The sequence below is a fragment of the Vibrio sp. IB15 genome (assembly GCF_016406055.1).
Classification (GTDB): domain Bacteria; phylum Pseudomonadota; class Gammaproteobacteria; order Enterobacterales; family Vibrionaceae; genus Vibrio; species Vibrio chagasii.
The window spans coordinates 43,772-55,659 of record NZ_JAEFCE010000022.1; the positions used below are offsets into that span (position 1 = coordinate 43,772).

General features: G+C 44.9%; 6 protein-coding genes. All 6 read left to right on the forward strand.

What is annotated here, in order from left to right; all coding sequences use genetic code 11:
* Positions 1 to 383 precede the first annotated feature (383 nt).
* The 6 genes from JC606_RS10535 to JC606_RS10560 all read left to right on the forward strand — a co-directional run bounded on the left by JC606_RS10535 (position 384) and on the right by JC606_RS10560 (position 11,887).
* Positions 384 to 3,554, forward strand: coding sequence for an HD domain-containing phosphohydrolase (locus JC606_RS10535; RefSeq protein ID WP_198778554.1), 3,171 nt, complete (start codon positions 384 to 386; stop codon positions 3,552 to 3,554).
* Positions 3,555 to 3,949: 395 nt separating this feature from the next.
* Entirely contained in the window at positions 3,950 to 6,196 is a 2,247-nt protein-coding gene (locus JC606_RS10540; RefSeq protein ID WP_198778555.1) for an inverse autotransporter beta domain-containing protein, read from the forward strand.
* A 50-nt stretch (positions 6,197 to 6,246) separates the two neighbouring features.
* Complete coding sequence (locus tag JC606_RS10545; protein WP_137406498.1) at positions 6,247 to 6,978, forward strand: hypothetical protein; 732 nt, start codon at positions 6,247 to 6,249, stop codon at positions 6,976 to 6,978.
* Positions 6,979 to 7,051: 73 nt separating this feature from the next.
* On the forward strand, positions 7,052 to 7,975 hold the full coding sequence (locus JC606_RS10550) for a hypothetical protein (RefSeq protein WP_198778556.1): 924 nt from the start codon (positions 7,052 to 7,054) through the stop codon (positions 7,973 to 7,975).
* A 283-nt stretch (positions 7,976 to 8,258) separates the two neighbouring features.
* Positions 8,259 to 8,948 carry a hypothetical protein gene (locus JC606_RS10555; RefSeq protein WP_198778557.1) on the forward strand — a complete coding sequence of 230 codons (690 nt, stop codon included), beginning with the start codon at positions 8,259 to 8,261 and terminating at the stop codon, positions 8,946 to 8,948.
* A gap of 341 nt (positions 8,949 to 9,289) precedes the next feature.
* Positions 9,290 to 11,887 carry a hypothetical protein gene (locus JC606_RS10560; RefSeq protein ID WP_198778558.1) on the forward strand — a complete coding sequence of 866 codons (2,598 nt, stop codon included), beginning with the start codon at positions 9,290 to 9,292 and terminating at the stop codon, positions 11,885 to 11,887.
* The last annotated feature ends 1 nt before the right edge of the window (position 11,888 follow it).

Below are 11,888 nucleotides of genomic sequence, written 5' to 3' on the forward strand. Positions count from 1 at the left end.
GTTCACGTTCCTTATGTAGGGGATCTCTTCAATGGAGAGAAACTTATGTTTTATATCTAGCTGCTAAACATCACTCTCGGGTGCTGCTCAGCAGATGAAGTTAAAGTTAACGGCGTGTTAACAAAATGTCTTCAATGCGGCGATATTGGGAATAAAGAACTTTGGGTGAATAAAGTTCATAAAGTTCACGGGAAGTGATAAGAGATTCATTTATATTGATAAATATCACTTAAATTAGAGGATAGTGCGACGTAGAGAACAGTATAAGAAGCGTACAGCACATAGGTCTAAGTTTGTATTGAAGGGGAAGATATGACGTAGTAAAAAGATAAATGTTTCACGGATGTTAAATTTCTAGGCTGGAATTATTCAAGGATAGAATAATGACAAACACAAAAATCTCATTACGGGTGACCGTTGGCGGGATGTTTTTACTTGCAACGGTACTTACGGCAATTGTTGCTGTATCACTTCAATATTACTTTAGCAAAAAGATGGCTACTGAGCATACCTTGTCTAAACTCACCATGGTTTCTCAGGATTTAAGCGAATACATAGGTAGTGTTGATTTAGATGCGATAAACACAGCACATTTACTTTCTTCAGTGAATCGCTCAATGAGCGACCAGATCTCAAGGGAAGAGTCGCGAGATATTCTCTCTGAAGCCATAAAAGGCAATCCGCTATTCTACAGTCTTTATATTGGTTCATCCAACGACAACTTTTTCCAGATCATTAATTTGGAATCCTTTCCTCAGGTTAGAGCAAAAATAGGCGCACAAGATAGCGACAGTTGGGTGGTCATTGACATTAGCAATGGCGAAAAAGGTCGTATTCGTCAAACCAGATACTATGATCTTGATTTTAACCTCAGGGACTCCAAAGCTGAAAAAAGTAATTACTTCCCAACCACAAGACCCTGGTATGTCTCTGCCAATACCGAGACTGTCGAGAAAACCCAGCCATATCTCTTTCAACACCTCCAAATTACAGGCCAAACATATTCATTAGCGTTTGAATCCAAAGCAACGAGCGATACTCAACATGTGATAGGGATTGATATTGTTTTGTCTTCGTTAGCGAGTAAGCTATCTGTGAGTGCGTTGGGTTTAGATGAAGCTAGTCAAGCTGAATCCTTTCTATATTCTAAAGCGGGCAATATTATTGCGTCTAATCGCAATTATCAGTCGAACAACACACTCCCTCAAGCGAATCAAATTAATTGGTCTTCACAGCAACAAAGCATAATAGACAATACATCGCCTTTATTGTTTTCAAATCAAAGTGACCGGGGACCGATGGATTTTTCAGTATCAGGAAAACCACACGGTTATGCGATTGATCTATTGAAAATGATCAGTGAGGTGAGTGGAGTGCAGTTCGAATTTGTAAATGGCCTCTCGTGGGCGGAGTTAACAGGAAAATTCCAAAAGGGAAGTATTGATGGCTTACACTCGGTTCAAAATTACGAAAGTAATGGCATTATCGGTTTATACACTGACCCGATCTATGAACTACCGTTTGCTGTAGTCACGAAACGTGATGCTCCAGCAGTAATTAACTACCGAGAGCTTGATGGAGAGAGCGTAGCTATTGTATCTGGATGGTCAATGACACCGAAGTTAAAAATTGATTTCCCAAAGATTAAGCTTTTGGAGTTTAAGGATATTGAGGCAGCGCTAGACGCTGTCGACAACGAAGAGGTTTTTGCGGTAATTGATGTTAAGCCTGTACTGTCATTTTCATTGGATAAGTTCTTCCATCAGAACTTGAAAGTGAGTGAAGCGCTGCTTGATCTAAAAACAGACTATCCTAATCAATTCCATATTGTTTTGCAGAATAAACACCAATTGCTGTTACCTATCATCAATCAAGCCATCAAGTCGCTTACTGATGAGCAGAAAACGGCGTTAGCTCAAAAGTGGTTTGATCATCAGGCTATGGATGCGGGTACGACTATTCCTTACACGGAACTCTATGAAAAAACCGCAACAGCGACCGTCGAGGGGGAGATGGTTGAGCTAAACCTCAATGGTGAACTTAAACACCTATATTTGAAGAAGATCGATACGGGTGAGCACTACTCAGAATACTTTGCTGTGGTTATCCCTGAAGCTGAAGTATACAGCGCAGTTAACAAGCGAGTAGCGACCTCGGTTAGTGTGACAGGTTTATTAATGAGCCTCACCTTGCCTGTAGCGTGGTTCTTTGGCGCGCCGATTGTGCGGCCAATACGTAAGCTCAAAGTTGAAACTAACAAAGTAAAGCAGCGCGACTATGACAATGTGTCCGTGCTTGATACTCCTATCAAGGAAGTATGGGAACTATCTGTCGCAGTTAAAGACATGGCCACCGAAATAAAACAGCACGAACAAACGCATGAAGCCTTTGTAGAATCTTTTATTAAGCTGATTGCACAAGCCATCGATGACAAGTCTGCCTATACCGCAGGGCATTGTAACCGTGTACCTGAGCTCGGATTGATGTTGGCAGAAGCGGCTGAAAAATCTCAATCAGACTACTTTAAAGACTTTAAATTTGAAAATGACGATGAACGTCGCGAGTTTAGAATAGCTGCGTGGCTGCATGATTGCGGAAAGATCACCACGCCAGAACATATCGTCGATAAAGGCTCTAAGCTAGAAGCTAACTACAACCGTATTCACGAGGTGAGAACACGATTTGAGGTGCTTTGGCGTGATGCAGAGATTACGGCTTTGCGTAAGCAGCTTGAAGGTGAATTGCCAACGGATCAGATAGCCGAAGAGTTAGCTATAACGAAGAAAAAGTTACAAGACGATTTTGCGTTTATCGCGACATCTAATGTGGGTAGTGAATTTATGAGTGATGATAAGGTTGCCCGTATTCATTCTATCGCTGAAACGACTTGGACGCGTAATTTTGATGACCAATTGGGTTTATCGCCAATAGAGGCGATGAATAGGATACCTAACTCCAGCTTACCCGCTAAAGAGCAACTTTTAAGTGATAGACCAGAACACATAGTGAAACGCGACCGACCATTAGAGTTTGATCCTAAGCATCAAATAAAAATGGATGTTCCTGAGCACTTGTACAATCTGGGAGAAATTTATAACTTAAGTATCTCACGTGGCACTTTAACGGTGGAAGATCGATTCAAAATCAATGAGCATATGATAGGTACCATCAAAATGCTTGAAAGCCTGCCATTCCCGAAAGAACTTAGCCGAGTGCCGCGCTATGCGTCGACTCACCATGAAACGCTTAAAGGTACTGGTTACCCAAGAAAGCTGACTGCCGAAGACCTTTCAATCCCTGAGCGAATTCTTGTGATATCGGACATCTTTGAGGCGTTGACCGCTGCTGATAGACCTTATAAGAAAGCGAAGCCAATCAGCGTTGCCATCGACATCATGCACAAAATGGCTTTGGATGAACATCTCGACATAGAACTGTTTAGGCTGTTCCTAACGAGTGAGACCCACATTCGATACGCTGAAACGTATTTGAAGCCAGAGCAAATAGACAGCGTCGACTTGTCGAAATATCTCCAGAAAAGTGCTGCAGCTTAATACCCCGAAATTAGAAGGTGCTTCGCTACTCGATGCAAATTAGGTAAATACGCGGTTTACCTTTAACTTGGCAGGACTTAAAAGCGCACCCAATTGGTGCGCTTTTTCTATGCAATATCACTATGTGTCAATAAGTTCGCAGAAAAACAAGATGAAAAAAAATCTCATTTTTTGAAGTAACAATTTATTGATTGGTTACCCATATTAATAAGGAGTTTACTTGGTAATTTCATCAATAAAAAACTAAAAAATTTCTAAATTACACACCTTTTAGCCATCACTTCACCTTCCAAATTGTTGAATTTAAGTACTTTTCATCTTTCACGGTGAATCACGCGGTAATTCACGCTTTCTTGATTAAGATTCTGAAAAATTTTTGAAGAATCCATTTTGTCATGTTTAAGCCACGAACCATTAATGCTGTGTTCTTACTGCCATGTAGTTTGGCTGTGAGCCTAGCATGTTATGCAAACCCATTAGAGGGCGACCAATTAAAACCCCTAGAGGTAGCTTCAACCGTACAAGCTAACAATGCGCAAGTTAGCAGTGAGCAAGCGACGGTGAAAAATACCTTTGTCACGTTTTCAGCTTATCAAGTCGATGAAGCGCTGCTAAATGTCATTACTAGCATGAGCACCTATTGTCGTGAGGTTGAACTAGGGAAGGACGAGCTTCAGTGTGGTCCATACAGTGATGCGGAGTGGAAAACGGTAGAGCCACTTATTGCTGAATTGACCGATCACCAATATCAGACCCGCAAGGGGTTAGATAGTACTTCGTTGCCAAACCTGGCTTTGGACGAGGGTAAGCTTAACGAAGCTAACCCTTATGTTGCTCCCATGACTTCTGAACTCGTGACCATTGCTCAACAGCAGTCTGAGCAGGGCAACATTCGCGCCTACCAAGAGCAAGTACCATCTCGTTTAGTGGCTGCTGGTGTGAGTGAAACAGAAGACTGGTTATCTGAAGCTTTTGGTGGCGCACAGTTTGATTTAGGCGTCTCTTTAGCGAAAGGCGGCAAATGGCAAGTTGATCAGGTTGAAAGCCTGTTCCCTTTTTGGCAAGCCGACAATAAATCTTTGTGGTTTATTCAAGCGGGTGCGGTGTTTAACCAAGACGACTTCCATGGCCGAGACTTTTCGCACATTGGTACGGGTTATCGTCAACTCGCTGAAGATGAGTACTACGGGATAAACACCTTTATAGATTATGACCATCAGCGCTATCACCGAAGAATGAGCTTAGGTGTTGAGTACGGGGTGGGTTACGGAAACATGAGCTCCAACTTCTACTTTCCTCTGTCGAATTGGAAAGATTCGCCGGACGAGTATGAAGGGATGAACAGCCTTGTTGAAAAACCTGCGAAGGGTTGGGATCTCACGCTAGAAAGCTATCTGCCGATGGATACACGCTGGAAGTTAAGTGGTACAGCGGGTCAATACCTTGGTCGATACGTAGAACATCGCGATGGCAGTAACCCGACCAAAAACCCGTTGCGTTTCGAGTTAAACACCGAGTTTAAACCGACCAAAGAGCTGGCGTTCTCGTTGGGATACCAAAACGAGGAAGGGGCAAGTGAACAGTGGATAGCTGGTGTTAACTATACCTTGTCTCTTGGCGGTTTTTACGAGCCTGAGCGCCGTGAAGTTTTCCAAAGCTCATTACCAAAACAAGACCGTTTAACGGACTTTGTTGAACGTGACCATAACATTGTTTTGGAATACAAACAGAAATACGCAGAGATCAGTATTCGTCTGCCTGAATCTGTGGTGGTTGCAGAAAACTCTCAGCAGTCATTAGCGGAGTGGATGGAGGTGAAAGGGGGACCTGACATCGTCTCTTACACCTGGTTAGGTACTGCTAATCCGTATCTGAACAGTCAGAGTGCTTCGGTACCTTTATTTACCGCGCCAAGCTACCGCTATGACGGAAACAATACACTGTCGCTTAAGGTGAGATACAAACTCAAAAGCGGCCAAGTGAAAGAGTCTAACACCATGTCGATTACGGTCACTGACAGTAAGTTTCTTGAGTCAATTTCGTTTGAACCAGAAACCGCGACCGCGGGTGAAAGCATCGTTGCGAGTGCCTTATTGAGCAAAGCCGTTGCCGATATCCCGGTGACCTATCAAATCACCGCAGAAGACTTAACATCTTTGACGTTGAATGGGGAGACGTTAGAGCTGGAGCCGAACCAAGCGAACTTCGTTTACCAAACCGTCACCAATGAAGAAGGCATTGCTGAGCTGGTTTTACTGAGTCATGTGGCGCAATCCGTTACGGTAACAGCAATTTACGACCAGAACGAACAAGACGCAAAGCAAGGCAATATCGAGTGGTTAAAGGGCAGTGTCTATCGTGTCGACCTGTTTCATGAAGGGCATCATCTGAATGAAGACCTATTTACGACAGAAGCCATCACGGCTTATGTGTTCGAAGATGAAGCGGCGGTCTTAGACCTTTCTCAATACTCGTTCCAATGGTTCCGAAGAGAGCATGATACTCAAAACGAATTCACCAAGGTGGCGAACGCCAATCAGCAAAAGTATGTGTTGAAAGGCGAAGACCAAGGGTTCCAGTTCAAAGTCCAAGTGACAAAGAAAAAAACGTCGGATTCAAAGTCGGCGACAAACAACAAGTAATTCATAACTAACAATAAAACATGAACGTTTTCGTTCACAAAGGAAAGACAATGAAAAAATCAATGATCACTATCGGCCTACTTATGGGTGGTTTTACAGCAACAGCAGCTTGGGCTATCGAAAGTGTTGCGACTGCACCTGTACTGGGTCACCAGCCAACAGTAACGGCTCCTGTAGTAAATACGCCAGATATTCTATGGGCACCAGCACCTATCGAAGTTAAGTTTGATGCACCGACTCTTGAAGACCAAGACGATGATGCCATCACCAAGGTGACGTACTGGCTAGAAGATGCGAGTGGCACCAAATACGCAAAAGTAGATGAAGCGGATATCAGCGAACTGGACGACGGTGTCATTACATTTTCAAACTTCACTGAGTTAAAAAACAAACAATTAAACCTAGTGTGGCAAGTTCATACTCAATACGGCTACCCATCAACAACGCTTGTGTCTAATGAAATGACTTCGAACAATTTTACGGTTGGCGCGAAGACGGCTCTTACCATCAGCGGTACAGCTGAAGTGGGTCAAACTCTGACGGTACACGCGGATGACGGTGCGGTTGTTGACCTGGCTAAAGCAGATGTGACGTTCACACTGACACCAAACGCAACAGACACAGCTGGCCTTTACCCGCAAGGCGATGCTGAAGCGGCGCTTCAAGCAGCGCTGGTTGATGCTGGTGATGACCTAACATTTGTTCTACCGAAAGAGGCACAAGGTTACACGATCACTGCGTCTATGAACGAAGCACCAATTACGCGTGCTTCACTACGTTAATCCTTTGAGATTGCTTTAACCACTAACCAAGCGGGCTGTTTTCAGCCCGCTTTCTCTCGATAGGGGTACAACCATGATACGTCAATCCATCATCACTATTTTGGCTTTATGCTGTTCTTGGTCAGCGATGGCAGAATGCCCTGAAAACCAAGTTTGCTCTAACCACACGCCAGCCATTTCAGGCCACGGTTACCCAACTGATATGCCTGAATGGAATGTCGCACCGAGTGAGAACAACACCATAGGCACTGGCCCTATTTCCGTTCGTCCTATTCAAGATCTCGATCCCGATGGCGATGAGGTCATTGCTGATTCAAAAAACTACCAGTGGTGTAATGATAAGGGAGAGTGCTTTGCGAATTCGCCAACCCTGACCATCAACCCATCAGACATTGATAAGGTGTTTAATAAAGGCGTGGGCTTTAAACCTCTGACCGTGACATACAGCGGCAAGGTTGAAAAGGGCTACCCAGAAGCAACGCGCACTTTTGAAAGTGAACCGTTACCCGTGGCACTCGAGTACCCACCAGATGGCACCAAAGGGATCTGTTATGAAGCGCAATCAGTCAATACTATGGAAATCTCCGTTGGCAATATTGGTTCAAATGTACCAGGAAGTCGACAGTACAGGTTGAGCTTTGAGGCGCTGGCGTTTGATTCTGTGCCGGGCGTGATTGAAACTACAGAATCGGCAACTGCAGCAGTTGTTAATTTCTACCCCACAACCCCCAAATTTAAAAGCAAAAGGCTACCCGAAACGCTGGTTGTCGACTTCTCATACGATGGCAAAAACCCGATGCCGATTACGCTGACTAAGTTGCCGATCCCTCCTTTTGTTGGTTATGTGTTGTATCAAATACCAAGTGGTTCAGAATTGGATTACCCGAAGACAAACCCTGAAATAACCATCACAAATCTTGCCTTTGATTTTAATATGGCGGGCAGTGACCAAGACAGACGAACAAGCATGGTCCATTGCCAGCAGTTTGAGCGCTAACCATCGCGATAGTGCTCATTGAGTTTGCCATGCATTGTAGTTTGCGATCGCTGAGGGCACATAGATGATTGCCTTCAGTGACTGTCACCAGCCGTTTTTATACCTATCAGCTTTGGATACTATTTAGTGTGGGATGGCAGGCTTGTTCTCGTCGTTGTATTCCACTGACTCAGTACGCATAAAATCACGATTCAACGCGACAGCTTCTATAGCTCCTAGAGCAGGCCGACTTGTGCCTTTTAATCACTTTACCTTTTATTTAACCACCAAGAGACCAACAACCATGAAATTTTCTCCTATTTACGCGGCGTTGCTCACCAGCTTAGCCGGCATTTCAGCAGCCCATGCTGCTCAAATCAGCCAGAACATTGCTGATGAATACGGCGCGGCAGGTATCAGCCCACATTTAAAGTGTTTGGTTGCCAACCCTCACGGTTACAGTAGGTTCTGCGCTGCCAATATTAAACCAAAAGGGTTGAGTCTAGAGCCAAATCAAACCATTAAGATCACCACACCGGTTTCTTTCCCTGCGGCTGAATGGTATCCAGAACAGGCGCCATCTAAGGTGGTGGTTCGCGGGACTGATGCTCACAATTCTACCTGCTCAAGTTTAGGAAATAATGAGTGGTCTTGTGAACTTCCCGCTTCAGGAATTCATAGTACGGGGATGCAGGTAGAAATTTGGGTGGACGGTTTTTCGCGCAGAATGTGGGGCGGCGAACTGACCGTCGACGACTTGGTGGAGCCGGTAGCGATGGAGGCGTGTATTGATCGCGCGATTGCCTCGATTGAATTATGGAAACATCAGGGGTTTGATAGCTACCGTTATACCGCAGAAAAGCTGCACTTAGCGCTGGAAGGGCTACCGACTATCCCTTACCAAGACACCATCGATGAAAATGCTCTGATTCTGGACATTTTACACACCTGCGCCTTGCAAAGTGACAAGGTGCCTGCGCTTCTTAAGCCATAACACTGGCGACTCGTTCACTGAGTGAGCCCGCTTTTTACGAAGCGGGCTGAATAAGCTAACTCATTGAATTAACAAGCTCTAAAAAAAACTCATAAAACCTAAACTAACGGTAATTCACTGTATTTCACGCCAAATTAAGCACAAGCTTGGCCTGTCTTTAAAGGTCGCTGCCTGTTGGCTGTGATGTCCAATAGCCGCCATTTGGCCGAGCCTATTCAATGACATTCGTTGCCAACGAACTTAACTTGATTGAATTTTAAGGCCTTTATTCACTATCAACTTTTTACTCATTACTAAGGGTGGTTTCCCCCCTTTTCATAAGCAGAGAGACTGAAATCTTAATGAAATTTTCTCCTATTTACGCGGCATTGCTCACCAGCTTAGCCAGCATTTCAGCAGCCCATGCCGCTCAACACACTCAGAACATAGCGGAAGGTTATGGCGCAGACAATATTCCGCCCAACAAGCAGTGTTTAGATTTCAACCCTAATGGTGCCAGTGCATATTGTATTGCGAATATTAAACCGGAGGGGCTTACTCTAGAGCCTAATCAAAAGGTCACGATCACCACGCCGGTTTCGTTCCCGGATGGTGTATGGTTCGGAGAGCAAGCGCCAAGCAAGGTGGTGATTCATGGCTCTGATAATCACAATTCTACCTGTTCAAGCTTGGGGGATAGCCAGTGGTCGTGCTTGATGCCTGAGTCTGGTTTCCATAGCACGGGTGTTCAGTTAGAACTGTGGGTGGCCGAAGGCGCGCGCAACAAGTGGGGCGGCAACCTCACCATCGATGATTTGATCCCTGATGCGCCTACAATTGAAAACGCATCCGCTACATTTGTACCGGCAAAAGGTGAAAACCTGACCCGAGACGGCAAAATGTGGTTAGCGACCCAAACGCCAATCAATGTCACGTTAGACTTTGATTTAGTTAACGGCAGCACAAACAGTTTTGCTAACCAACCTATTCGAGTGCTACTGGAAAAAACGGTCGGTACTGGCGAAGATAACACCACAACAGAGTGGGTAACGCTATCAGGCCAAGCTAGCAATATCACAAATGGTCACAACACCATCACTGGTCAGGTTATCCCTTCACAAGGTTGGGATTCTGCGGCGTTCTACACTGTATCGCTGGGTTATAAGCTGAACGACAATGACACACCGGTTTCTTTTGTCGATCCGCAAGGCCGCACCACAATGACAGGTCAAGGCGCTTACTTGAGTGCATCGCCAATGCGTATTGTCGATTCTAACAACCCAGACAGTACCTGTGTGTTGACACAAAACACCCCGGAGTCGTGTGACTTTATTGCAAACGGTAGCGGTGTAAAACTGACGGGTCTTAATGTATGGCAAGATGATGACAATCGACAAAGCATCCAAGCGGGCACCCAAACTAAAACGTTACAAGGTGGCCACGTAACAAACGACGTCGCGTTCGATCTTCAAACCACAGGCAAACAGACGTTTACTTGGAACAACGTTTCTACGGTTGTGACGTACAACACTGATGCCAGCCAAATTGTGCTTGCCGATGCTGATGCAACGAACGATGTGGTTTACGACAACGCATACATTAACGGTGCCGTTACTAAGGTGACAAACAAAGGTAACCGAAATGGCAGCCGTGAAGCGCGTAATACTGGTATTCAAGTTTCACTTGATACACTAGATCACAGTGCCATTTCAGGTTTGGAAAGTGTTACTTGGTCGGCAGAGTATCCGCTGGTTGAGTTTGTGAAGGTATACGCTCCTGAGCTACCAAGCCTAGTAGAAGAAGGTTTGAAACTGGTAGAGAAGGCAATCAATGGCACTATCTTAGCGAACTCTGTTGAGTTCTCTGAAGATGGTCAATTCTACTTAGATGTTGCTTCTCTTAACGATGGTATTACAGACGCAATTGCAAACTTAGGCAGTCAGTACGACCAGTACTTCCCACGTTTTGCAAACGTTGTACTCCCACTGGATCTTGTCGCGCATTACCGAGTACACGGTGTTGATAAGGTGAAGTCAAAACGCTTCAATATTGCGATTGGTGACCGAGGTAAGCGTATTGTTAACTTCGATAGCAATGGTAACGTACGGTGTTTGACCAATGTTGGCGGTAAGTTTGCTTTCCAAGATTGTGACACATCACAAGCGGTAAATGAAAATACCGACCCTAATGTGCTGTTTAAATTTGTACCAGCGGCGCCAGGTACCATCACACACCCGACGAATGTATTCCAAGTTCGCCCAGCGAGCGATGATACACAGTGTTTAACGGTGAACGGTTACAGTAGTTACAATGTGGTTAGCCAAGGATGTAATGTAGACGCTGGTGTGTCTCAACTGTTCTCTTTTAAAGCACAATCTGATTTTCACCTAGAAGAATCGATTCTTGCTTCAGGCAATACTGCAGAGATGACGATTTTTTCATTGTGGAATGGCCGTGTCTTTGACCGCAGTGCCGGTGGTGCTGGTGGTAGTCAATGGGGCGATTTGATTGTTTTCTCGAGAAATGGTGACAAGGGTTCAATGAACCAGCACATGTTTGTTTCTCGTTTCGGTATTCAAAATGAAGCGAACCGACCACAAACTGTGCCGGTAGATTTAACTATGAGATGTCAAACGGGTGGTTCATTCCTGAATTACTGGAGCCGTATCCAGCTGACGGCGACCAACAACTCAGATTACGACGCGTATGTTCGTGTTAACTGGAATGAGCGTTGGGAACTGGTTCGCGCGGGCACAACTCGAATGGTCGATAACCGTTTAATGTCTATGCCAGTGGCTTTCGATCAGGTGTATCGTTTCTTCCCAGAGTTTAACCCACACAATGCATTCTTCTCTTTGCCAGCGAATGAAACGAAGTGTGAAGCGGGAATGGGCCGACCAAATCTTGATTTCACTGAGACGAAGAAAGGTTACAACGCTTGGACAGTCGCTCCTGAATAAT